This window comes from Streptomyces sp. NPDC046909 (assembly GCF_040644695.1).
GTDB lineage: Bacteria > Actinomycetota > Actinomycetes > Streptomycetales > Streptomycetaceae > Streptomyces.
The window spans coordinates 105,128-128,514 of sequence record NZ_JBEYXC010000009.1; the positions used below are offsets into that span (position 1 = coordinate 105,128).

The 23,387-nt window shown below is 73.3% G+C and carries 18 protein-coding genes; 10 read left to right on the plus strand and 8 right to left on the minus strand.

Annotation, left to right across the window (positions count from 1 at the left end; all coding sequences use genetic code 11):
• The first annotated feature begins 88 nt into the window (after positions 1 to 88).
• A complete protein-coding gene (locus tag ABZ928_RS28720) occupies positions 89 to 1,168 on the plus strand; it encodes an NADH:flavin oxidoreductase/NADH oxidase (protein WP_361524939.1) in 1,080 nt (359 codons plus the stop codon).
• Positions 1,169 to 1,508: 340 nt separating this feature from the next.
• On the opposite strand, the gene ABZ928_RS28725 is transcribed toward ABZ928_RS28720, so the two are convergent.
• A complete protein-coding gene (locus ABZ928_RS28725) occupies positions 1,509 to 2,828 on the minus strand; it encodes a PHB depolymerase family esterase (RefSeq protein WP_361524942.1) in 1,320 nt (439 codons plus the stop codon).
• A gap of 272 nt (positions 2,829 to 3,100) precedes the next feature.
• Here ABZ928_RS28725 and ABZ928_RS28730 point away from each other — a divergent pair, with 272 nt between their 5' ends.
• A complete protein-coding gene (locus tag ABZ928_RS28730) occupies positions 3,101 to 3,904 on the plus strand; it encodes a pectate lyase (protein ID WP_361524945.1) in 804 nt (267 codons plus the stop codon).
• A gap of 111 nt (positions 3,905 to 4,015) precedes the next feature.
• Here the strand turns inward: ABZ928_RS28730 and ABZ928_RS28735 are convergent, their stop codons facing one another.
• Entirely contained in the window at positions 4,016 to 4,747 is a 732-nt protein-coding gene (locus tag ABZ928_RS28735; RefSeq protein ID WP_361524948.1) for a PaaX family transcriptional regulator C-terminal domain-containing protein, read from the minus strand.
• Between the two features lie 65 nt (positions 4,748 to 4,812).
• On the opposite strand from ABZ928_RS28735, the gene ABZ928_RS28740 reads away from it, so the two are divergent.
• Positions 4,813 to 6,450, plus strand: a complete 1,638-nt coding sequence (locus ABZ928_RS28740; protein WP_361524950.1) for an acyl-CoA dehydrogenase family protein — start codon at positions 4,813 to 4,815, stop codon at positions 6,448 to 6,450.
• A gap of 121 nt (positions 6,451 to 6,571) precedes the next feature.
• Entirely contained in the window at positions 6,572 to 8,581 is a 2,010-nt protein-coding gene (locus tag ABZ928_RS28745; protein ID WP_361525834.1) for a HEAT repeat domain-containing protein, read from the plus strand.
• A 33-nt stretch (positions 8,582 to 8,614) separates the two neighbouring features.
• On the opposite strand, the gene ABZ928_RS28750 is transcribed toward ABZ928_RS28745, so the two are convergent.
• Positions 8,615 to 9,211 (minus strand): hypothetical protein, encoded by a 597-nt coding sequence (locus ABZ928_RS28750; RefSeq protein ID WP_361524953.1) that lies wholly within the window; start codon positions 9,209 to 9,211, stop codon positions 8,615 to 8,617.
• 270 nt (positions 9,212 to 9,481) lie between these two features.
• Between ABZ928_RS28750 and ABZ928_RS28755 the strand changes: the two genes are divergently transcribed.
• From ABZ928_RS28755 to ABZ928_RS28770, 4 genes are all read left to right on the plus strand, one after another.
• On the plus strand, positions 9,482 to 10,567 hold the full coding sequence (locus ABZ928_RS28755; RefSeq protein WP_361524955.1) for an exo-alpha-sialidase: 1,086 nt from the start codon (positions 9,482 to 9,484) through the stop codon (positions 10,565 to 10,567).
• Positions 10,568 to 10,639: 72 nt separating this feature from the next.
• Complete coding sequence (locus tag ABZ928_RS28760) at positions 10,640 to 11,317, plus strand: uracil-DNA glycosylase (RefSeq protein ID WP_361524958.1); 678 nt, start codon at positions 10,640 to 10,642, stop codon at positions 11,315 to 11,317.
• Positions 11,314 to 12,294, plus strand: a complete 981-nt coding sequence (locus ABZ928_RS28765; RefSeq protein ID WP_361524961.1) for a BadF/BadG/BcrA/BcrD ATPase family protein — start codon at positions 11,314 to 11,316, stop codon at positions 12,292 to 12,294. The genes ABZ928_RS28760 and ABZ928_RS28765 overlap by 4 nt, the downstream gene beginning before the upstream one ends.
• Before the next feature lie 119 nt (positions 12,295 to 12,413).
• Positions 12,414 to 13,334 carry a hypothetical protein gene (locus ABZ928_RS28770; RefSeq protein WP_361524963.1) on the plus strand — a complete coding sequence of 307 codons (921 nt, stop codon included), beginning with the start codon at positions 12,414 to 12,416 and terminating at the stop codon, positions 13,332 to 13,334.
• Positions 13,335 to 13,451: 117 nt separating this feature from the next.
• Here ABZ928_RS28770 and ABZ928_RS28775 read toward each other — a convergent pair whose 3' ends face one another.
• The 3 genes from ABZ928_RS28775 to ABZ928_RS28785 form a co-directional block, all read right to left on the minus strand.
• Complete coding sequence (locus ABZ928_RS28775) at positions 13,452 to 14,477, minus strand: lactonase family protein (protein WP_361524966.1); 1,026 nt, start codon at positions 14,475 to 14,477, stop codon at positions 13,452 to 13,454.
• A 131-nt stretch (positions 14,478 to 14,608) separates the two neighbouring features.
• Positions 14,609 to 15,859, minus strand: coding sequence for a nitric oxide synthase oxygenase (locus ABZ928_RS28780; RefSeq protein ID WP_361524968.1), 1,251 nt, complete (start codon positions 15,857 to 15,859; stop codon positions 14,609 to 14,611).
• 152 nt (positions 15,860 to 16,011) lie between these two features.
• Positions 16,012 to 17,499 carry an FUSC family protein gene (locus ABZ928_RS28785; protein WP_361524971.1) on the minus strand — a complete coding sequence of 496 codons (1,488 nt, stop codon included), beginning with the start codon at positions 17,497 to 17,499 and terminating at the stop codon, positions 16,012 to 16,014.
• Between the two features lie 228 nt (positions 17,500 to 17,727).
• Here ABZ928_RS28785 and ABZ928_RS28790 point away from each other — a divergent pair, with 228 nt between their 5' ends.
• Positions 17,728 to 18,204, plus strand: coding sequence for an Lrp/AsnC family transcriptional regulator (locus tag ABZ928_RS28790; RefSeq protein ID WP_361524973.1), 477 nt, complete (start codon positions 17,728 to 17,730; stop codon positions 18,202 to 18,204).
• A 13-nt stretch (positions 18,205 to 18,217) separates the two neighbouring features.
• Positions 18,218 to 18,940: an HAD family phosphatase gene (locus ABZ928_RS28795; RefSeq protein WP_361524975.1), complete on the plus strand. Its 723-nt coding sequence runs from the start codon at positions 18,218 to 18,220 to the stop codon at positions 18,938 to 18,940.
• 139 nt (positions 18,941 to 19,079) lie between these two features.
• Here ABZ928_RS28795 and ABZ928_RS28800 read toward each other — a convergent pair whose 3' ends face one another.
• Together ABZ928_RS28800 and ABZ928_RS28805 are read right to left on the minus strand one after the other, a co-directional pair.
• Positions 19,080 to 20,495, minus strand: coding sequence for an FAD-binding oxidoreductase (locus ABZ928_RS28800; RefSeq protein ID WP_361524978.1), 1,416 nt, complete (start codon positions 20,493 to 20,495; stop codon positions 19,080 to 19,082).
• A gap of 104 nt (positions 20,496 to 20,599) precedes the next feature.
• On the minus strand, positions 20,600 to 23,221 hold the full coding sequence (locus ABZ928_RS28805; RefSeq protein WP_361524981.1) for an AAA family ATPase: 2,622 nt from the start codon (positions 23,219 to 23,221) through the stop codon (positions 20,600 to 20,602).
• Positions 23,222 to 23,387 lie beyond the last annotated feature (166 nt).

A 23,387-nucleotide genomic window follows, 5' to 3' on the forward strand; every position in this document is an offset into this window, starting at 1 on the left:
ACATCGTAGTTTGACATCCACCGTACTACGATGCCTATCGTACGAGTCGACCACCGGTCCCGTGCCGACGTGACGAATGGAGCCCGCCGTGAGCGCCCTCTTCGAGCCCTTCACCCTGCGCGATCTGACGATCCCCAACCGGGTGTGGATGCCGCCGATGTGCCAGTACTCCGCGGCGCCCGAGGGCCCGGACGTCGGGGCGCCTCACGACTGGCACTTCGCGCACTACGGGGCGCGGGCGGCGGGCGGCACCGGGCTGATCATCGTCGAGGCGACGGGGGTCAGCCCCGAGGGCCGGATCTCGCCGTACGACCTCGGGATCTGGAGCGACACCCAGGTCGAGGCGTTCCGCCGCATCACCCGCTTCCTGGTGGCGCAGGGCACGGTCCCGGGGATCCAGCTCGCCCACGCCGGCCGCAAGGCGTCGACGGACCAGCCGTGGAAGGGCGGTGCGCCGCTCGGTCCCGACGCGCTCGGCTGGCAGCCGCTGGGGCCGAGCCCGGTCTCCTTCGACGAGCGGCATGCGGTACCGACCGAGCTGACAGTCACTCAGATCAAGGAGATCGTCCGGCAGTTCGCGGACGCGGCTCGCCGGGCGCTCGCCGCCGGGTTCGAAGTCGCCGAGATCCATGGGGCGCACGGCTACCTCATCGCCAACTTCCTCTCCCCGCACTCGAATCGGCGGACCGACGAGTACGGCGGTTCGTATGCGAACCGCACCCGTTTCGCTCTCGAAGTCGTGGACGCCGTACGGGAGGTGTGGCCGGACGACAAGCCGCTGTTCTTCCGGATCTCGGCGACCGACTGGCTGGACGAGGGCGGCTGGACGCCCGACGACACGGTCCGCCTCGCCTCCGACCTCCAGGCCCACGGCATCGACCTCCTCGACGTCTCCACCGGCGGCAACGCCGCGGGCGTCCACATCCCGACCGGCCCCGGCTACCAGGTCCCCTTCGCCGCCCGGGTCAAGGCCGAGACCTCCCTCCCGGTCGCCGCGGTCGGCATGATCACGGAGCCCGAGCAGGCCGAGAAGATCCTGGTCAACGGCGAGGCCGACGCCGTACTGCTGGGCCGCGAGCTCCTCCGCAGCCCGTCGTGGGCACGGCAGGCGGCGCGGGAACTGGGCGGGGACGTGCGAGTGCCGGAGCAGTATCACCGGTCGGTCTGAGCGGCGCGGGGCTGCCGGCCCTGGGACGGCCTGCCACCCCGGCACCCCGGAAGGGTCAGCGTCATCCCCGGGGAGTACGACTCCCCCGGCGGCTACTCCCCGAAGGCCGATGGCGAAGCCTCCGTCGGCACGATGTATCGGGACGCCCCGGCGGCGAGGCTGGTCGTATCAGGCACGAGGAGGACGCCATGATCCGCCAGACCCGCATCCGCGTCACCCGGCGGCCCGCCGCGCCCCGGGACGAGAAGATCGACCGCAGGACGCCGTCGGGACGGCTGCTGCCCTATTGACTCGTCGAAGGGCGGCCGGAGGTTCGACCCCGGCCGCCCTCGTGCTCGCGTCAACCGGTCGTGCAGGCCGTTCCGTTGAGGGTGAAGGCGCCCGGCGCCGCGCTGTTGCCGGTGTGGGTCGCCTGGTAGCCGATCGTCACGCTCGCGTTCGGGGCGAGGGTGGCGTTGTACGAGGCGTTCGTCGCCGTCACCGCGCCCGAACTCGGCGCGTACGTGGCGTTCCAGCCGTTGGTGATGGTCTGCCCCGTGGGCAGGGTGAAGGCGAGCTGCCAGCCGTTCACGGTCGTCGTACCGGTGTTGGTGATCGTGACGTTGGCGGTCAGGCCCGTGTTCCAGGCGTTGGTGGCGACCGTCACCTTGCAGGGGCCGGCCGGGGGCTGGGGGGCGGTGCCGCCCTCGTCGAGGCCGAAGAAGGCGATCGCCATCGGGCCCATGACGCCGTAGCTGTACAGGTTGTGGCCGACGTCCTGGAGGCTGATGGCTTCCACGGGGGCCTGGTCACCGGTGCCGCCGTAGCGGGTGCGGGTCCAGCCGGACCGCGGGGTGTCCGTGGCGGCCGGGGTCTGGCTCACGCCCTGGACGTTCGTCCACTGCTTGATCTCCTCGCCGAAGTTGGGGTAGCGCAGCACGTCGTCCGCGGTGCCGTGCCACAGCTGCATGCGCGGGCGGGGGCCCGTGTAGCCGGGGTAAGCGGCGCGGGCGATGTCGCCCCACTCCTGCGCGGTGTGGGTGATGGTGCCCTGGGCGCAGGCGCTGTTCCACTCGGAGCCGTCGGTGGTGGCGAAGCAGCCGAACGGCACTCCGGAGAACGCGGCGCCCGCGGCGAACACGTCGGGGTAGTCGCCGAGCAGGACGTTGGTCATCATCGCGCCGGAGGAGATGCCGGTGGCGAAGATCCGGCTGGTGTCGGCGTCGTACGTGTTCACCGTCCAGTCGACCATCGACTTGATCCCGACCGGGTCGCTGCCGCCGCCGCGGCGCAGGGCCTGGGGCGAGGCGACGTCGAAGCACTTGCTGGCGCGGGTGACGGACGGGTAGACGACGATGAACCCGTACTGGTCGGCGAGCGAGGCGTACTCGGTGCCGGAGTACATCGCCGGTCCCGAACCGGTGCAGTAGTGGACCGCGACGAGGATCGCCGGGTGCTCCGTGACGGTCTCGGGGACGTACAGGTACATCTGAAGACTGCTGGGGTTCGTGCCGAAGTTCGTGATCTCGGTGAGTGTCGCGGTCGGTGCGGCCGTTTCGCGGGCGGAGGCCTGCGGGGCGGCGAGGAGGGCGGCGGCGAGTAGCGCCACCAGCGTTGCGTGGAGCGCGGTGAGGAGCGCGCGCAGTGGTCTCCTCACGGGGGTGCCGGCAGTGGCGGACACGGTGGGGTCCCTTCGTGATGACGGCTCATGGGGGCATCGCTGAGGGGAGCAACAGGAATGGTGGCATGCACATGGCCACCGTGGAAGCGCTCCCACACCTCGAAGATGTTTTGCGCGAAACGTTGACTAGAAAGCGCTTGCCCCCTACGTTCCGTTCAGCGATGTGACCAGCTGGCCCAGAATCGCGGCCGCAATTCATGTATCTGATCAGCTGGGCACGTCGACACGCTCCGACACCCCCCATCCGCTGTACGGACAGAAGGAATCGGGACATGACTTCTGCAGCTCTTCCGCGCGGCCCGCGCCGCGCGTTAACCGGCACGCTGGCCGCACTCGGCCTGTCGGTTGGCATGATCATGACTAGCGGGGCCTCGCCCGCGAACGCCGCCACGTGGCCCACCGCCACCGGCAGCCAGGCGGTCTCCGCCACCATCTCGCTGTCCGGCACCAAGGACTACGGGATGAAGCGCCTCTACGGCACCGGCGACCTGGGCAGCGGCAGCCAGGACGAGGACCAGGGGCCGATCCTCTCGCTGGCCGCCGGCACGGTCCTCAAGAACGTCATCATCGGCGCGCCCGCGGCCGACGGAATCCACTGCGCGGGCAGCTGCACGCTGCAGAACGTCTGGTGGGAGGACGTCGGCGAGGACGCGGCCACGTTCCGCGGCTCCTCGTCGTCGAACGTGTACACCGTCTCCGGCGGTGGCGCGCGGTCGGCCAGCGACAAGGTGTTCCAGTTCAACGGCGCCGGGACGCTGAACGTCTCCAACTTCGCGGTGCAGACCTTCGGCACCTTCGTCCGCTCCTGCGGCAACTGCTCGACCCAGTACAAGCGGACGATCAACCTCAACGGCATCGAGGCGACCTACTCGGGCAACAAGCTCGTCGGCATCAACACCAACTACGGCGACAGCGCGACCCTGAAGGCGATCACGATCGTCGGCGACAGCAGCAAGAAGATCGTTCCGTGCCAGAAGTACATCGGCAACAACACGGGCAAGGAGCCGACCACCAACGGTTCCGGGCCTGACGGGACGTACTGCAAGTACGCGACGTCGGACATCACCTACAAGTAAGTCCCCAAGTAGTCCCCCCACGGTGAAGGCGGCCGTACGAAGCGTCCCCGCACGGCGCTTCGCACGGCCGCCGCATCGTGCGCCCGGTCATGCCGCTCGCCGTGCACCCGGTCATGCGTCCACCTGCCGCCGGTACTCCGCGTAGGCCTCGCGCAGCGCGGCTCCCGGCCAGTTCGCGGGCAGAAGTCCGGTGGGCAGCACCGGGTCCGCGAGCAGATGGCGTACGACGGCCGCGAAGGCCGTGAAGCGGTCCGCCGGGGCGTCCGCGCGTGCGGCATGGGCGAGCAGGGCCCGGCCGGTGGTGGACCAGGCGTCCAAGGGCCAGAGAACCGCGGCCAGTTCGGGCGCGGGGCGGGACGGGCGGGTGGTGCAGCGCTCGGCCACCTGGTCGAGGTCGTCGGGCAGGGGGCGGCTCAGGTTCGCGGGGCGCAGCCAGACGCCCTCGCGCAGTTCGGCGAGCCGCAGGGCGGTCAAGCGGGCGCGCAGGTCGGCGCGTTCGGCGGGGCCGCGGCCGGTCGCCGTGATCACGAGCATCTCCCAGTCGCCCTCCCACGCGCGCGTGCGCGGATGCACGGCCTCGTCCTGGCGCCGCTGACGCTCAAGGAGCCGGTCGCTGAGCCGGTAGACGGCGTCCGTGCGCCGCAGGTCGCCGGCGGCCACCATCCGGCTGAGCGCGGCCCGCGCGGTGGAGCCGCCGACGCCGAAGGGCTCCACGCGGCGTACCAGCTCCTTCACCGGCAGCTCGGGCGGATGCGCTCCGAGGAGCAGGCTCAGGACGACCGAGCGCGCGGACAGCGGACGCAGTTCGAGCTGGTCGGGCCGCACCGTCACGTTCGTTCGCATGGTCACGTACTGTAGGTCGTATTGCAGTATTGCTACAGCTGTCGTGATCCTGCAACACTCAGCGCATGGAATCGACGACGACGCACGACGTGACCAACCAGCCCGCTCCCCTCGCCCCCTACGACGCGTCCGAGGACACGGCCCTCCTGGAGGGGCTGCGTCGCGAGGGCGCCGGGTGGGCCGAGGCGGATGTCCGGCGGCTCGGGCGGGTGGCGGGGAGCGCGGAGGCCCAGGAGTGGGCCGAGCTCGCCAACCGTCACGAGCCCGTGCTGCGCACGCACGACCGGTACGGGCACCGGGTCGACGAGGTCGAGTTCCATCCGAGCTGGCACCACCTGATGCGGGTCGCGGTCACCGAGGGGCAGGCCGGCGCGCCCTGGGCCGATGCCCGGCCGGGCGCCCATGTGGCCCGTACCGCGGGCGGGCTGGCCTGGGGGCACACCGACGCCGGGCACGGCTGTCCGACGTCGATGACGTACGCCGCCGTCCCGGCCCTGCGCCACCAGCCGGAGCTCGCCAAGGTCTACGAACCCCTGCTGACCGCCCGGGAGTACGACCCCGGCCTGCGGGTTCCCACCGAGAAGCGCGGTCTGCTGGCGGGCATGGGGATGACCGAGAAGCAGGGCGGCTCCGACATCCGGACGAACACCACGACGGCCACGCCCACCGCCGAGCCGGGCGTCTACACGCTGCGCGGGCACAAGTGGTTCACGTCGGCGCCCATGTGCGATGTCTTCCTGGTGCTGGCGCAGGCCCCGGAGGGCCTCTCGTGCTTCCTGGTGCCGCGTGTCCTGCCCGACGGCAGCCGGAACGCGTTCCGTATCCAGCGGCTCAAGGACAAGCTGGGCAACCGGTCGAACGCGTCCTCCGAGCCCGAGTTCGACGGGACTGTCGCCTGGCTGGTCGGCCCCGAGGGGCGGGGTGTGAAGACCATCATCGACATGGTCAACTGCACGCGTCTGGACTGCGTGATGATGTCGGCGACGCTGATGCGCAAGACGCTCGTCGAGGCGGGGCACCACGCGCGTCACCGCAGCGCCTTCGGCGCCCGGCTGGTCGACCAGCCGCTGATGCGCAACGTACTGGCCGATCTCGCCCTGGAGTCCGAGGCCGCGACGACCCTCACGCTCCGGCTGGCCGGGGCGGCGGACCGGGCGGTGCGCGGGGACGAGGGCGAGCAGGCGTTCCGGCGGATCGCGACGGCCGTCGGCAAGTACTGGGTCACCAAGCGGGGCCCGGCCTTCACCGCGGAGGCCCTGGAGTGCCTGGGCGGCAACGGCTATGTCGAGGAGTCGGGCATGCCCCGCCACTACCGCGAGGCTCCCCTGCTGTCGATCTGGGAGGGATCGGGGAACGTCAACGCCCTGGACGTGCTGCGGGCGTTGGTCAAGGAACCCGGCACGGCGGACGCCCTGTTCGCCGAACTCGCCCTGGCGCAGGGCGCGGACGCCCGCCTGGACGCGGCCGTGACGGGCCTGCGGGACCGGCTGGCCTCGGCCTCCGAGACGGGCGCCCGCCGGCTGGTCGAGCAGATGGCGCTGACCCTCCAGGCCTCCCTGCTGGTCCGGCACGCCCCGCCCGCGGTCGCCGACGCCTTCTGCGCGACCCGGCTCGCCGGCGACTGGGGCCACTCCTTCGGCACCCTGCCCGACTCCGCCGACCTGGGCGCGATCCTGGGCCGCGCGCTGCCGGAGACGGGCTGACGGAGGAGCAACGACCGGCCACCGTAGGACCGTTGGCGGACAGTCACCCCGCGATTCCGCTTCGTTGTCAGTGCCGTGGTGCAGACTTCGATCAGTGGCACATCTCATGGGGGAGGACACCGTGTTCACGGGGATGGACGAGGTCGACTGGGCTTCGATGCGGCACGCGTACGGCAGCGCGGCGGACGTGCCAGGGCTGCTCAGGGGGCTGGCCTCCGCGGACACCGCCGAGCGGGAGATCGCGCTCGACGGCATGTACAGCGCGGTGCACCACCAGGGAGACGTGTACGACTCGACGCTCGCCTGCGTTCCGTTCCTTTTCAACATCGCCGCCCGGCAGGAGGTGCGGGACCGCGACGGGATCGTGGAGCTCCTGGTCAGCATCGGCGGCGACGGCGAGACACGCGAGGCCGCCGCGTACGCCATGGCCCGGACCGCCGTGCGCTCGGGCGCCGAGGTGTTCGCGCGGCTGACCGGGGACGCCGACGCCGGGGTGCGCGCGGCGGCCGCGGGGGCCGTCGTGCGGTTCCTCGACGAACCGGCGCGCGTGCTGGACCTGTTGCGGCAGCGGATCACGGTGGAGCGGGACGACCGGGTGCTGCTCGCGCTGACCGAGGGGCTCGGGTTCCTCGCCGGCCGCCATCCCGGGCAGGCGGCCGAGGCCGTCGAGATCCTGGTGGCCCAGAGCGCGCCGCCGTTCGGTCCCGGGCTGCGGCTGGCCGCGCTGGGACAGCTGGCCGGCTGCGCCCCCGACCGGCTCCCGGCGGATCTGGCGGCCACGGTCGTCGGGCTGCTCCGGGAGCGGTCCGAACGCCGGCCTCTCCCGGAGTGCGAACCCGACCGCCCGGACACGAACACGCTGATCGGCCGGTTGCGACGGCTGCGCCCGTCGGACGAGGAGGGGTCCCAGCTGCTGCGCACCCTGCACCGTGCGCTGGGCGGCCGCGTGGACGACCGGATCGCCCTGCTGAGCGGTCAGTTGAGCTGCCCGGACGTGACCGACCGGTGCAACGCGGTGTGGATGTCGATGGGGCTGATCGGCGAGTGGCGCGGTGACTACGCCGGGCCCGTCGCCCTGATCGGGGCTCAACTGGGCGCCGATGACGACCGGTTGCGCGATGGCGCGACGTCCGTCCTGGAGGGTCTCTTCGAACTGGCCCTGTCCGCCGCCGACGACCTGGACGCGCTGGTGACCGGCCGTCCCGATCTCTGGGTGCAGCCCTCGGAGCGCGGCGCTTCATGGCTGGGCGGGGCTCTCAAGGCCCTCGCCAGGAGCGGGGATCCGCGGGCGGTGCCGGTCCTGGGCGAGGTGCTCGCGGGCCCCGACGTGCCGCCTGAACTGGGCCGGGTCGTCCCGTACCTGGGGCGGGCCGCCGCCCCGCTCGCGCCCGCGCTGCGGGAGCGGCTGGCGAGCGTTCCCCCGGACGCGTCGGGCGCCTGCGACCGTGCGGCGCCGCTGCTGGTCGCGCTGAGGGCGCTCGGCGACACGGAGTGCGTGCCGCTGGTGCTGCGGCTGCTGCTCGGGGTGCGGGAGGAGGGCCGGTCGAGGGACGTCCTGGCGGAGGAGGCCCTGCGGACCCTCGGGGCGTTCGGGACCGCGGCGCGTGAGGCGATACCCGTGGTGCGGGGGCTGCTGGAGGGCGGGAGCGCGGTCGCGGCGGCGGACGCGCTGTGGACCCTGGACGGGGACGCCGAGGCCGTACTGCCCGTCCTGGTGCGGGAGTTGTCCGACGAGGGTTCCTGCCGGCGTTCCGCAGCGGCCGACGCACTGGCCCGCATGGGGCCGGCGGCCGGGCCCGCGGTGGAGGGGCTGCGACGACTGGCCGGGGCCGCGGCGGCCCACCCGCTGGATCGGCAGTCGGCGGCCTGCGCGCTGTGGCGGATCACGGGCGATCCCGACCCCGTCCTTCCCGTACTGCACGACACGTGGGCGCAGAACACGCACACCCGTGTCCCCATCGCCGAGTGCGTCGCGGGCCTGGGCCCGGAGGGCGCCCCGCTGCATGACCTCCTCCGGGCCGAACTGGCCGCCCCACGACGGCACACGGCGCCCGCGCACGGGTTCGGGGCGCGGGACGTCTTCACCGACGAGCGGTTGCTGGAGTGGTGCCGGAAGGCGGTGTTGAACTAGGCAGGGTTCCCCGTTGGATTAGGCAGGCCTGCCCTAGAGCGAGCCGCCCTCGGCCCGTCGTCCGCTCCACACCGGGCCGAAGCGTGCCCACTCCGTGTCCCACTGGTCGATGCGCCGGCGTTCCAGGCGGCCGCGGAGCATGCGGCCGCCGACGAAGGGCACGAAGGCGGCGCTCACTCCCACCAGACCGCCGACGAGGGAGGCGCGGAGGGCGGCCTGGGACGGGGTGGCCGGGCGGGTCACCAGGCGGCCTTCGACGTCCGTCCAGACGGTGACCGGGGTACCGGCGGGGCTGCCGGGGTGGACCCGGACCTGGCCGGTGTGCGCGGTGCCGTCCGGGCCCGGCCAGCTCACCTTGGCCCACACCTGGTCGCCGCCGGTGGATCCGGCCTGTCCCGGTCGGCCGGGCGCCTTCGCGGTGAGGTGAGCCTCGACCGGCTGCCACTCGACGCGCTCCCGGGCGAGGCTCTGCTCGACGGCCCCGGTCGCCGCCGTCCCGGCGAGCACTCCGGCGAGGACGGTGAGCAGCCAGGCACCGAGCACGGCCCAGGCCTCCACCCTGTCGGCACGGCGCTTGAGCGGATTGCGCCGCCACCGCCACAGCCACACCTTCGGACCACGGAACGTCATCGAAGGCTTCCTCCTCATGAGCGCGTGTACATGCCGGACCGCCTTTCCATACGGGGAACGTCTCCTCGGTGCTCAGGGAGCGGCCCCGGCATGAACGTCGCACGGGTCACACCCTCGCGGCCGGCTCTTTCGGAAAGTGGCCCGCAGATAGCCGCAAGCGGTTACCATCCCCGGCCTGACCTGCGACGGAGCCGTTTCCACGGGAGACTGTCAGTGGTGGGGTGCAGACTGGCCGATATCTGAGACAAGGACGTCACGGAGGTGATCGGCATGACCGAGGTACTGCTGGCCGTGGGCACCCGCAAGGGCCTGTTCATCGGGCGCGGGCGGGGCGGCACCTGGGAGTTCGACGAGAGTCCCTACTTCAACGCACAGGCCGTGTACTCGGTCGCGATCGACACCCGGGGCGAGCGGCCGCGGCTGCTGGCCGGCGGCGACAGCGCGCACTGGGGGCCGTCCGTGTTCCACTCCGACGACCTGGGCCGGACCTGGACCGAGCCGGCCCAGCCGGCCGTTAAGTTCCCCAAGGACACCGGGGCTTCGCTGGAGCGGGTGTGGCAGCTGCACCCGGCGGCGGCCGAGCCGGACGTGGTGTACGCGGGCACGGAACCGGCCGCGCTGTACCGCTCCGAGGACCGCGGCGAGACCTTCGAGCTGGTCCGCCCGCTGTGGGAGCACCCCACCCGCTCCCAGTGGGTCCCGGGCGGCGGCGGTGAGGGCCTGCACACGATCCTGACGGACCGGCGCGACCCGCGGGCCGTGACGGTCGCCGTCTCGACGGCCGGAGTGTTCAGGTCGACGGACGGCGGCGCGAGCTGGGCGCCCTCCAACTCCGGTGTCTCGGCGGTGTTCCTGCCCGATCCCCACCCGGAGTTCGGGCAGTGCGTGCACAAGGTCACCAAGGACGCCGGGAACCCGGACCGGCTGTACCTCCAGAACCACTGGGGTGTGTACCGCAGCGACGACGCGGGCGCGCACTGGACGGACATCGGCGAGGGCCTCCCGTCGACGTTCGGGTTCGCGGCGGCCGCTCATCCGCACCGCGGTGACACGGCGTACGTCTTCCCGATCAACGCCGACGCGGACCGGGTCCCGGCCGACCACCGATGTCGGGTCTTCCGTACGGCGGACGCGGGCAAGAGCTGGGAGCCGCTGTCGGCGGGGCTGCCGCAGGAGGACCACTACGGCACCGTGCTGCGGGACGCGCTGTGCACGGACGACGCGGACCCGGCGGGCGTGTACTTCGGCAATCGCAACGGCGAGGTGTACGCGTCGGCCGACGACGGCGACAGCTGGCGGCAGCTCGCGTCCCATCTGCCGGACGTGCTGTGTGTGCGGGCCGCGGTGGTCGGATGAGCCACGAGGGGGGACAACGGGGCTTTGGCCACCGGTTGATCAGCGCTGCCCGTACGGCAGTAGGGTGACGCCGTGGCACCACGACCCTTGCATGAAATCGTCGAACCGGGCTGGGCGAAGGCCCTCGAACCCGTCGCCGGGAAGATCGCCGAGATGGGCGACTTCCTGCGGTCGGAGATCGCCGCGGGACGTACGTATCTCCCGGCCGGATCCAATGTCCTGCGGGCTTTTCAGCAGCCCTTCGACGACGTCCGCGTCCTGATCGTCGGACAGGATCCGTACCCGACGCCGGGTCACGCGGTGGGGCTGAGCTTCTCGGTCGCGCCGGAGGTGCGGCCGCTGCCCGGCAGCCTGATCAACATCTACCGGGAGATGAACACGGACCTGGGGCTCCCCCAGCCGTCCAACGGCGATCTGACGCCGTGGACCCAGCAGGGCGTGCTGCTGCTCAACAGGGCGCTCACCACGGCCCCGCGCAAGCCGGCCGCGCACCGCGGCAAGGGCTGGGAGGAGGTCACCGAGCAGGCGATACGGGCGCTCGCGGCGCGCGGCAAGCCGCTGGTGTCCATCCTGTGGGGCCGTGACGCCCGCAACCTCCGTCCGCTGCTGGGCAGTCTGCCGTCGGTGGAGTCCGCCCATCCGTCCCCGATGTCGGCCGACCGCGGCTTCTTCGGCTCCCGCCCGTTCAGCCGGGCCAACGACCTGCTGGTGCGGCAGGGAGGACAGCCGGTGGACTGGCGCCTGCCGTGACGGCCGGCGGTGACGGGATCCTGGCCGTCGACTCCGGTGGCTCCGGGCTCCGGGTCGTCGTCGGGACGGTGGACCGCGGGCCGTTGGCACAGCGCGAGTCGCGGGAGCCCGTGCGCACCGGGGCGCGGGGGATCGACCCCGTACACCTGATGGAACAACTGGTGCCGATGGTGCGGGCGTTGACCACCGAGACGGGTGTCGCCCGGCTGCGCACCGCCGCCGTCGGCGCCGCGGGCTTCACCACCCTCGGGGAGGCCCTGCGGGCCGAGCTCCCGGGCGCGCTGGGGCGGGAGTTCGGGGTCCATGACATCGCTCTGGCCGCGGACGCCGTGACCGCCTACGTCGGCGCGCTCGGGGCGACGCGCGGTGCCGTGGTCGCCGCCGGGACGGGGCTCATCGCGATCGGCACCGATCTGACCCGGTGGCACCGTGCGGACGGCTGGGGGCATCTGCTCGGCGACTGCGGGAGCGGCGCGTGGATCGGCCGGGCGGGGCTGGAGGCGGCGCTGCGGGCGTACGACGGCAGGCCCGGCGGCTCGGCCGGACTGCTGGCCCGCGCCGAGGAGTTGTTCGGCGCGATGCCGGGGCTGCCCGGCCGGCTCTATCCGCGCCCGGACCGTCCCGCCGTGCTCGCCTCCTTCGTGCCGCAGGTCGCCGCCTGCGCGCCGGACGACCCCGTCGCCGCGGACATCCTGCGGGCCGCCGCCGGGCACATGGCGGAGTCCGCGGCGGCCGTCTGCCCCGCCGACGGAACACCCCGAGTCGCGCTCACCGGCGGCCTGTTCAAGATCGGCGACCCGCTTCTCGTCCCCCTGGCGGAGGAGTTGGCGAAGCGGCTGCCGCACGCGCGCCGGGTACCGGCGGCCGGCGACCCGCTGCACGGGGCCGTGCGGATCGCAACGGACCTGGCGGCAGGGGCTCTCACTCTGCCGGGTGATGAGTCGATGCTGTCCGTCGTGACCGGAAAGAGCGACTGATCCCGACACGGCCGCCGGTTCCGATCCGTACGTAACTCATCAGACAAAACCGGACGGATACCGCTCACCTGCACCCTCCCCGAACAGGGAAGCCCAGGAAACCAGTAACATGCGGCGCCATGAGCTCCCCCACTGGGCCCGCCGGCCTGCCAGTACGAATGCCGCGCCCCCGCCAGCCCGGACGGCACCGCCGTCCCGAGCCCCTGGCGGCTCCCGAGGGCGCGCCCGCGCTCGTCCTCGCGGTGCCGGGCACGCCCAGCGCCGCGACGCGCAGCCTCGCCGAGGAGGTCGTGAGCATCGCCCGCTCCGAGCTGCCCGGCCTGGACGCGCGGATCGGCTACCTCGACGGGGACGACGCGGAGTTCCCCACGCTCCAGTCGGTGCTCGTGCACGCCGCCGAGGAGCGCGCCGCCCGCTACGAGCAGGCCAAGGCCGCCGGCGTGGAGGTCAAGGAGCCCGAGGGCCCCGTCGCCGTCGTCGTGCCGCTCCTTGCCGGTCCGGACAGTGCGCTGCTGCGGGTCGTCCGCCAGGCCGTCATGGACAGCCGGGTCGCGGCCGACCTGACCGACGTCCTCGGTCCGCACCCGCTGCTCGCCGAGGCGCTGCACGTCCGGCTCTCGGAGGCCGGTCTGGCCCGCGCCGACCGGGCCCGGCTGTTCACCGTGGCCACCGCCGCGGACGGCATCATCCTGGCCTCGGTCGGCGGTGACGAGGCGGTGCAGGCGGCCGGGATCACCGGCATGCTGCTCGCCGCGCGCCTCGCCGTGCCGGTGATGGCCGCCGCGCTCGACCAGGAGGGTTCGATCGCGTCCGTGGCCGAGCAGCTGCGCGGCTCCGGCTCGCAGCAGCTGGCGCTGGCGCCGTACCTGATAGGGCCGGAGATCGACCCGGGCCTGATCGAGGAGGCCGCCAAGGAGGCCGGCTGCTCCGCCGCCGAGGCGCTCGGCCCCTATCCGGCGATCGGCAAGCTCGCCCTGGCCAAGTACACGACGGCGCTGGGCATCGCCCCGCAGCAGCCGCAGGGCACGCCGACCCACTGACCGGCGCCGCGCCGGGCACCACGCAGCACAGCACAGCCGTAGCAATGCCGAAGGGCCCGCTCCCAGCTGGGGAGACGGGCCCTTCGGCGTGTTCGGGGTGCCCTTCGCGGAGGCCGCTCAGCCAAAGATCACGCAGGAGGCCGCGGCCAGCTCGATCGAGCCGCTCCGGTACGGCAGTCCCGTGTCCGGGTCGATCGCGAACCAGGTCACATCGCCGGAGCGCTCGTTCGCGGCGTACAGGAAGCCCCGCGATCCCGCGAGGGCGCGCGGCCAGTGCCCTCCGCAGGGCACGGTGCCGACGAGCCGCAGTTTCTCGCCCTCGACGGCGAACGTGGACAGGACGTCCTCGCCGCGGGTGGCGGTCCAGACGAAGCGGCCGTCGGGCGAGACGACGATGCCCGAGGGGTAGGCGTCGCCGGCCGAGGCGTCGGGCAGCACCTGGACCTCCGTCAGGGGCTTCAGGAACCCCTCGGCGGCGTCCCAGTGGCAGACGGTGACGGTCGGGGCGAGTTCGTTGAGCACGTAGGCGTATGTGCCGTCCGGGTGGAAGGCCAGGTGGCGGGGCCCGGAGCCGGGACGCAGCGCGGTCTCGTGGTGGACCCGCGGGCTGCCGTCGGCGAGCGTGCACACGCGCACCGAGTCCGTGCCGAGGTCGACGCCGACGGCCCAGCGTCCGCTCGGGTCGGCCTGGATCTGGTGGGCGTGCGGGCCCTGCTGGCGCCGGGAGTGCGGTCCGGAGCCGGTGTGGCGCAGCAGGCCCGAGGGGGTGGTCGCGAGGGAGCCGTCGGGGCGTACGGGCACGGCGGTGACGCTGCCGGAGCCGTAGTTGGCGGTCAGGACGTGGCCGTCGTACAGGCCGAGGTGGGTGGGTCCGTCGCCGCCGACCCGCACCGGTGGGCCGGCCGGCTCGGGCCTGTCGCCGGTCACCCGGTACGCGGCCACCGCTCCGTCGGCGGTCTCGCTGACCGCGTACAGCGTGCCGCCGTCGGGCGACAGGGCCAGGTAGGAGGGGTCGGGCAGGCCGTCCACGCCGCTCAGGGGCGTCAGGGCGCCGCTGTCCGGGTCCACGGCCGCCGTCACGATGCCGGGGCCTCCAGCCGCCGTGAACGACCCGATGAAGGCCCTCCGCTGCCGTTCTGCCACCGCTGTCCCCTCTCGGTCCTGTGCCGTTCGGGGCGACGGTAGCAGTGGATCAGCATCGGTCTAGACCAAATGGGGGGCCTTTTCATCGACCCGCAATGGACGCGGCCACGTCGGCCTTCGGGGACGCCGCTTCACCGGCCCGCCGTGGACACGGCGGTGACCTCGCCCCGCGCGCGGGCCAGCGCCTCGGGGTGGTGGACGTACGCGGGCCGGTGCTCCAGCGTCTCGAAGGTGCGGTGGAAGACCGGCGTGGCGCTGGCCGAGATCGGGGGCACGATCCAGGACCAGTCGGCGCCCACGCGGCGGCCCTTGCGTTCCTCGCGGCCGAGGTGGTCGATGAAGCGCCGGGACTCGGTGTGGTGGTCGGTGACGGTGACGCCGGCGCGGTCGAAGGAGTGCAGGACCGCGCGGTTGAGTTCGACGAGGGCGCGGTCCTTCCACAGGGTGCGGTCGGAGCGGGTGTCGAGGCCGAGGTGTTCGGCGATGCGCGGCAGGAGGTCGTAGCGGTCGGTGTCGGCGAGGTTGCGGGCGCCGATCTCGGTGCCCATGTACCAGCCGTTGAAGGGCGCCGCCGGATAGCAGACACCGCCGATCTCCAGGCACATGTTGGCGAGCGCGGGCACCGCGTGCCAGCGCAGGCCCAGCGCCCGCCACCAGGTGTGCTCGGGGTGGGTCAGCTCCACCTGGAGCACCGCGTCGTCCGGCAGGTCGTGGCAGGCGGGCTTCTCGTCGCCGCCGCCCTGGACGACCAGGGGCAGCACGTCGAAGGGGGTGCCCGGACCGCCGGGCCAGCCGAGGCGCAGGGCGAGCGCGGTGAGGCCGGCGTTGCGCGGGTCGCCGGTGACAGCGCCGTCGGGGCGGGTGTAGCCGGCGTAGCGGACGAGCTGTTCGTTCCAGATGCGCGGTCCCGGTCGGCCCGGTTCGTCCGGGGCGAAGACCGAGATCAGGGCGCGGATCCGGCCGTCCCTGGTGGCCTCCCGGAGGTGCTCGGCGGATGCCTCGGCGACGTCCTCCCCGTCGCGGACCTCCCGCAGGTCGCGCACGCGCAGGGAACGCCAGTACAGGCGCCCTATGCACCGGTTGGCGTTGCGCCAGGCGACGCGGGCGCCGAAGACGAGTTCCTCCGTGCTGTGGCGGTAGGTGCCCGTGTCCGCGATCTCGGCGTGCGCGGCGGCGATCCGGCGGGCGGGATCGCCGAGCCGTTCCTCGGTGTGACGCAGGGTGAGGAACTCGGCGGCGGCGCGCAGGAGTTCGTACGCCGGTGGATCGCGCCGCGCGCCGCCGAAGCGGTCCAGCCGGCCGCCGGGCTCCTCCCACCGGGGCTGCGGACAGCCCTGGGGCACGAGCTCCCGGTGTCCGTCGATACGCGGGAAGTTCCGCATGGCAACCCCCAGGCGGTTCGCCCGCGGACCGCTCCCGCACGGCCCGCGGGGGCTCGGTGCGTCGATAGCCGCGGAGTTACCCGCCTCGTGGCCTGATCCACCCTCTGGATGGCCGGTAAATGTGCTACTTCCGGGTAGCCCCCAGAAGCGGCTCAGGCTCCCACCAGACGCGAGCCGGACGGCTTCCGCAGCGGGGTGGCCAGTTCGGCGAGGGCCCGTTCCAGGCCGTGCAGATGAGCCAGAGCGGGTTCCCCGGCGGGCGGCTGGGGCGTGACGACGACGGTTCCACCCGCGGTGAGCGCCTCCACCGCCGCCTCCACCCGCCAGCTCGCCGCGGCCAGGCGGGCGTCGTGCGAGGCCTCCGGGTCGGCGGCGACGGCGGCCAGGCCGCGGATCTCGCGGGCGCAGTCGTCGAGGAGGGTGAGGACCCGGCGGGCGCGCCGCTTGCGGCGGAGCATCGGGTTGAGGGGGTGCACCAGCGGGGCGACGGAGAGCCGTACGCGGGCGAGGAGTTGCTCCAGTTCGGCGACGAGCGGGGCCGGGTCGGCGTCCGGGACGCCGCGCAGCCGGGCGGCGGCCTCGGCGGTGCAGGCGTGGACGCAGCGCAGGGCGCGCTGGATCCAGGCGTCGGTGGTGGTGTGGGTGGTGACGGGCAGGACGAACAGCACGGCGAGGACCGCGCCGAGCGCCCCGATGCCGGTCTCCGCGAGGCGCAGGGCGAGCAGGCCGGGGGTGAGGACGCCCAGGAGGCCGTAGAGCAGTTCGGCCATGACCGTGACGCAGAGCATCATCCAGGTGTACGAGACGGCGGCCGTGTAGAAGATCCCGAAGACGCAGCCGGCGATGATCACGGCCGAGGGGATCGCGGCGCCGTCCAGCGGGACGGCGACGAGCAGGCCGAGGCCGATGCCGGTCACGGTGCCCAGGACCCGGCGGAAGCCGCGGATCAGGGTCTCGCCGCGGGAGGTGGTGTTGACGAAGACCCACCAGGTGGCGCCGACGGCCCAGTACCAGCGCTCCGGGGAGACCAGTTGGCCCACGACGAGCGCGAAGGCGGCGCCGGCGGTCGCCTGGACCGCCTGTCGGGTGGTCACGCGGGCCAGGCCGGTGCCGGTGGGCGGGGCGGGCACGGGGGCCGGGGGCAGGCGGCGCTCGTAGCACCACAGGCCGAAGCGGACCGCGGCCGCGCTCAGCACGGACAGCAGGACGGCGGCGTACAGCTCGGGCAGGTGGTCCGGGGTCGCGCGCAGGAACTGGGCCACGAAGAAGGTCATGAACGCGAAGACGCCGAGGCTGTGTCCGCGCGGGCCCCAGCGGCGCGCGTACACGCCCGCGCCGGTGACGGCGAGGAAGGTGAGGTCGCGGGCGACGGGGTGGGCGTGGAGTTCGGCCGCGGCGGCGAGCACGGGCAGTCCGACGACGGGCAGCAGCGCGGTGGTGACCGCCTGTCCGCGGACCGTGGCGTCGGTGACGGTGAACAGCGTGAGCAGCGCGGCGAGGCCGCCGGTGACGGCGCCGATGAGGGAGTGTCCGGCGAGGCCGCAGACGACGACCGCGAGCCCGATGCCCAGCACGGCTCGCGCGGCGAAGCGCAACCGGACGCGCCCCGGGTCCGGCGCCACGAACACCCTCTTCACCACTGTTCTCCGCCCCCGATTCGCTCTCGGCCGCCGCTCGGCGGACGGCCGGATCTCCGCATGAAAAAGGCGCCGCGGAGGTCCGCAGCGCCATCGACCCGCTCATTGCAGCATCGTCGGTGCGACTGGCTCAAGTGGCGTCGAATATGCTGGGCCATTGGCACAGCCACATCGGTCTCGGCTCGTCCATCAACGGGCCAACGGACCACGCACGGGAAGAGGCCGCGCACCATGGCCGTCGATGAGCTGGACACCCGCATCCTGCGGCTGCTCCTGGAACAGCCCCGCACGAGCGTGCGCGAGTACGCCCGCATCCTGGGGGTCGCCCGCGGCACGCTCCAGGCCCGCCTCGACCGGCTGGAGCGGGACGGTGTGATCACCGGCACCGGTCCGGTCCTCTCCCCCGCGGCCCTCGGCCATCCGGTGCTGGCGTTCGTGCACATCGAGGTCACCCAGGGGCGTCTCGACGACGTGGGTGACGCGCTGGCCGCCGTGCCGGAGATCGTGGAGGCCTTCTCGATCGCGGGCGGCGGGGATCTGCTGACCCGGGTCGTGGCGCGGGACAACGCGCATCTGGAGGATGTGATCCAGAAGGTGATCAGCCTGCCGGGCGTGGTCCGTACCCGCACCGAGGTGGCCCTGCGCGAGCGGGTGCCGCACCGGCTGCTGCCGCTGGTGGAGTCGATCGGCCGCGCCACCCGTGCCTGACATCCTGGACACCATGAGCAATCTCGGCACCCTCTCGGTCATCTTCGATCTCGACGGAACGCTCGTGGACAGCGAGCCGAACTACTACGAGGCGGGCCGCCAGATCCTCGCCGAGCACGGCGTCCCCGACTTCACCTGGGCCGAGCACGAGCGGTACGTCGGGATCAGCACCCTGGAGACGGTCGGGATCTGGAAGCGGGAGTACGGCCTGGCGGCCTCCGTCGAGGAACTCTTCGCCGCCAAGAACCGCCGCTATCTGGAACTGGCCCGCGCGAACACCGCCGCCTACCCCGAGATGCGCAAGTTCGTGGAGCTGCTCGCCTCCGAAGGCGTGCCGATGGCCGTGGCCTCGGGTTCCTCCCCGGAGGCCATCGCCGCGATCCTCCAGGGCACCGGCCTGGCCGCCCATCTCCGTACCGTCGTCTCGGCCGACGAGGTCGAGCGCGGCAAGCCCAACCCGGACGTCTTCCTGGAGGCGGCCCGCCGTCTCGGCACCGACCCCGCCCACTGTGTGGTCCTGGAGGACGCCGCCCCGGGCGCCGCCGCCGCGCACGCCGCCGGCATGCGCTGCATCGCGATCCCGTACGTCGCCGCCCAGTCGGACGCCCCGGAGTTCGCCACCGCCGGCCTGCTCCTGCGCGGCGGCCAGCAGGAGTTCACGGCGCGGCTCGGCTACGACTGGCTGGTGGGCCTCCGGCTGGACGAAGACCCTCGTCGGCCTCGCTCGACTCCGTAGCCGAACCGGGCCCCGCCCGGGATCGTGGCGGCGCTGGAGGGGTGCCCCGTCCCCCGCCCGGGGCACCGCCCGTTCATCGACACCTGGTGGGCGCCCCAGGGCCGGAGACCGAGCCCTGGGACGCGGGCCTGCCACGGAACTACGGCCGGGCCTCGTGGCTCGGCTTCGGGGCCGGCTGGATGTTCTGGTTGAGGCGGAAGACGTTGTCCGGGTCGCGGTCGGCCTTGATGCGGGCCAGTCGGGCGTAGTTGCCCTTGTAGCTGGCGCGGACGCGCTCCTGGCCCTCGTCCATCATCATGTTCACGTAGGCGCCGCCCGCCGAGTACGGGTGCAGCGCGTCGAAGTAGTCGACCGTCCACCGCTTGATCAGCTCGGCGTTGGCCGGGTCGGGGTCCACTCCCGCGTACACGGAGGCCCAGCGGGCGTGGCGGTAGGCCCAGGGGGTCTCGTCCTGGCCGACGTCGTGGGCGGCCCCGTCGATCGGGTAGAGGTGCATGGTCGACTGCATGGTGGGGACCTCGGCGCCGAACTTGGCGTGGAGTTCGACGGCCTCGTCCGGGATGGTCTCGACGAAGTCGGCCCGCCAGTACCACTGGTGGCCGGGTGGGTAGAGCCCGTCGAACGCGGTCTGGATGTCGGGGTGCTGCATCGGCATGGGGGCGTGCAGCAGCGGTTGGGGCAGGGCGTCGAGCAGCGGTGCCATCGCGCGGGCGGCCGCCTCGGTGTCGGCGCCGGTCCAGCACCACACCACGCCCGCCGTCTTGCGGAGTTGGATCTCCTCGGGGAACGGCGGGGCCGGTGGCACGGTGCCGTGGAGGAAGAAGCCGTTGAGTTCGCGCGGGGCGTTCGGGAGGAACTCCCGGTAGGCGGCGAGGACTTCGGCGCTGGCCTCGATCGGCCAGAAGGTGGGTCCGGCGATCACCGTGCTGATCTCGTGCAGCCGGAACAGGAAGGACGTCACGACGCCGAAGTTGCCGCCACCGCCGCGGATCGCCCAGAACAGGTCGCTGTTCTCGTCGGCGCTCGCCCGGACCTGCCGGCCGTCGGCGAGGACGACGTCGGCCTCCAGCAGGTTGTCGATGGTCAGCCCGCACTTGCGGGTGAGGTGGCCGAGGCCGCCGCCCGTGGCGATGCCGCCGACGCCGGTGGTGGAGATGATGCCGCTGGGGGTGGCGAGGCCGTGGGCGTTGGTGGCCCGGTCGACCTCGCCCCAGACGCAGCCCCCGCCGACCCGGACGGTGCGGGCCTCCGGGTCGACGAGGACGTCCTTGAGGGGCGACAGGTCGGCGACCACGCCGCCGTCGACGGTGCCGAGCCCGGCGCCGTGGTGGCCGCCGCCGCGGACGGCGAGGGGCAGGTCGTGGGCGCGGGCGAAGCCGATGGTTCGGGCCACGGCGTCGGCGTCGGAGCACCGGGCGACCAGGGCGGGCCGCCGGTCGATCATCGCGTTGTAGACGGCGCGGGCCTCCTCGTAGCCGGCGTCGTCAGGGCCGATCAGGTCGCCGGTGAAGCCGGTCAGCTCACGTCGTGCGGCCTGGGCGGGCGTGCTGGTCATGCGCATCCCCCGATTCGAGAAGTTTGGCTTGTCCCGCACGTTCTATTCGCGTTGCGCACGACTCGGCATCCGTGGCCGTCACCCAGGTCGGCGCCCCGGCATACCTACGTTTCGGCGCCCGGAAGGGGCCCTTCGGGTTCCCCCAGCAGACCCAGCCGGGTCGCGCGGTCGGCGGCATGGCGTCGGGTGGGCGCGTCGAGCTTGTCGAGGATCGCGCGTACGTGGTTGTCGACGGTGCGGACCGACACCACCAGCCGGTGCGCGATCTCGGCGTTGGTCAGGCCTTCCGCCAGCAGCCGCATGACCTGGAGCTGGCGCCGGGTGAGTCCGGCGGGGTTCTCGCGAGTCGCGGCGAGGGGGCCGCGGGGGATGTGGCGTACGCCGATGGCGCGCAGCTCGGTGCGCAGGAGCTGCGCCCGGGGTTCGGCGCCGAGCGTGTCGAGGGCGGCGAGCGCGGTGAGTTTGTCAGCGGGGTCGGGGCTCTCGGCGAGCGCGCCGGCGTGTTCGTAGGGGCAGCCGGCCTCCTGCCAGACGGCGGCGGCCTCGCGCCACTGGCCGCGGGCCTGGAGGGCGTAGGGATGGTCCGAGTCGTCCAGGTGGACCGGGTGTCCCGCCTTGGTGAGCCAGTAGCCGAGTTCGGCGCGGTAGGGGACGCCGGGCAGACGGTCGGCCTGGGTGTGCACGGGCCGGGCGGCGGCCACCAGGGCGGCGAGGTCGCCGCGCAGCCAGGCCGCCTCCGCGAGCGCCGCCGCCACGGGCCCGGTGCGCTGCAGCTCCCGGGTCCGTACGGCGATCTCCCGCGCCTCGGTGAGGAGTTCGGCGGCGCCGGGGCGGCCGCAGCGGGTGCGGACCCGGGCGAGGACGGTGAGGGCGGGGCAGCGAGCGGGCACGAAGTCGTGCATGCCGTACTCGGCCTGCTTCTCGGCGTCCTCCCAGTCGGCGGCGGCGAGACGCCGGATGGCGAGTTCCACGTGGAGGTAGTTGAGGAAGCCGAGGTGTTCGGCGCGGTCGGCGAGGTCCATGGCCGGGGGCAGGAAGACGTCCGCCTCGGCGTACTGGAGGTGGTCGAGGAGGTTCCAGATGAGGTTGGCGTAGGAGCGGCAGGCGTGTTCGACCTCGCCCGCGGCGAGGGCGACGTCGAGGCTCTCCTCGACCTGGAGCCGTCCGCCGGGGTCTCCGGCACGCCATCGTGCCGTGCCGACGTTGTTGAGGGCGTGGGAGAGGATCGCCGCGTCATCCGCCTTGCGGGCGAGGGTGATCGCGCGTTCGCCGTGTTCGACGGCCTCGGTGTACCGGTCGGTGAGCATCCGCAGCTGGGCGGTGTTGCTGACGGCGAGGGCCAACAGCCGGTCGTCGCCCGCGTGTTCCAGGACGGCGACGGCCTCCCGGGCGGCCTCCTGCGCCGGCTCGGCGTCCCCGGCCCACCAGTGGATCCGGGAGAGCCAGCGCAGGTCGGCGCCGAGGGCGAGGGTGTCGCCGAGGGAGCGGCGGAGGGCGACCGCCTCCCGCTGGGCGGTGACGGCGGCGGCGGAGTCGGCGATGGTGTAGCTCTCCACGGCATGCCGTTCGAGCAGGTCGGCGAGTTCGGCCGGGCCGTAGCGGTGCCGTTCGCGCAGGACCAGCCGGAGTTGGGCGGCGGCCTCGCGGTGGGCGCCGGTACTCGCGGCGTCCTTGGCGGCGTCGGGGCCGTAGCGGGCGATGGCGTCCAAGTCGCCCGCCTGGTCGGCGTGGTGGACGATCCGGGCGGCGTCGGAGCCGGGCCGGGCGACGAACGCGGTGAGGGCGTTGCGGTTGAGCTCGATACGGCGGGCGGCGGGCAGGGAGTCGGCGACGGCCCGCCGGATCAGCTCGTGCCGGAACGCCACCCGCTCCGGCACGACGGCGAGCAGCCCGCGCTGCTCGGCCTGTGCGAGCACCGCCACGCCGTCCGTCAACAGGGCGTCCACCAGCGGGCGTTCGACGGCCGACGGGACGACGGCGAGCTGCTCCAGCGCGTCCACCGTCGCCGCGTCCAGTCCCCGCAGCCGGGCCAGGACGGCGTCCACGACGGTCGGGGGCACTCCCCCGGTGCCGCCGGCGGCCACGATCTCGGCGACGAAGAACGGATTGCCGGACGTCACCTCGTACACCTGGGCCGGGTCGAGACGGCGGGACGCGCTGAGGGTGCGTACGGCGTCCAGGGAGAGCCGGGCGAGGGGCAGGCGGTGCACACGGGGCGTACGGGAGACCTGGCCGAGGAGGTGACGCAGGGGGTGGCCGCGGCTCAACTCGTCGTCCCGGTAGGTCAGGACGAGGAGCGCGGGGAGCTGCTCCATGCGCCGCACCAGGAAGCGCAGGGCGTCCAGGGAGGCCTCGTCGGCCCAGTGGACGTCCTCGACGACGAGCACCGCGGGGTGCGGGGTGCCGGCCAGTTCGCCGTGCAGGGCCTCGTAGACGCGGTGTCGGTCGCCGCCCTCCATGACGGCGCGCGCGAGGTCGGCACCGACGCTGCCGACGAGGTCGCGGAACGGGCCGAGGGGGCGCCGGGTGGCGAGGTCGTCGCACTGGCCGACGAGGATGCGGGCTTTGCCCGGGAGCCGGTCCGGCATCGCCTTCACCAGGCTCGACTTGCCGATCCCGGCCTCGCCGAAGACGAGCGCGACGGAGCCGGACCCGTCCGCCGCGTCCCGGGCGGCCGCGGTCAGTCGCGTCAGTTCGGGCTCTCGTTCGAGGAGCCACCGGTCCACGCGGCCGATTCTGCCAGAGCGCTCCGCTGGGGGAGCCGGGGTGGGAAGGTGCCGGGTACGGTCATCGTCCTGGTGCGGCGCCGTTGTGGCTGGTCGCGCAGTTCCCCGCGCCCCCAGGGATGCCGGCCGGCCGCCTGTTCGCGCGGTCCCGGCAACTTTCCTTCCG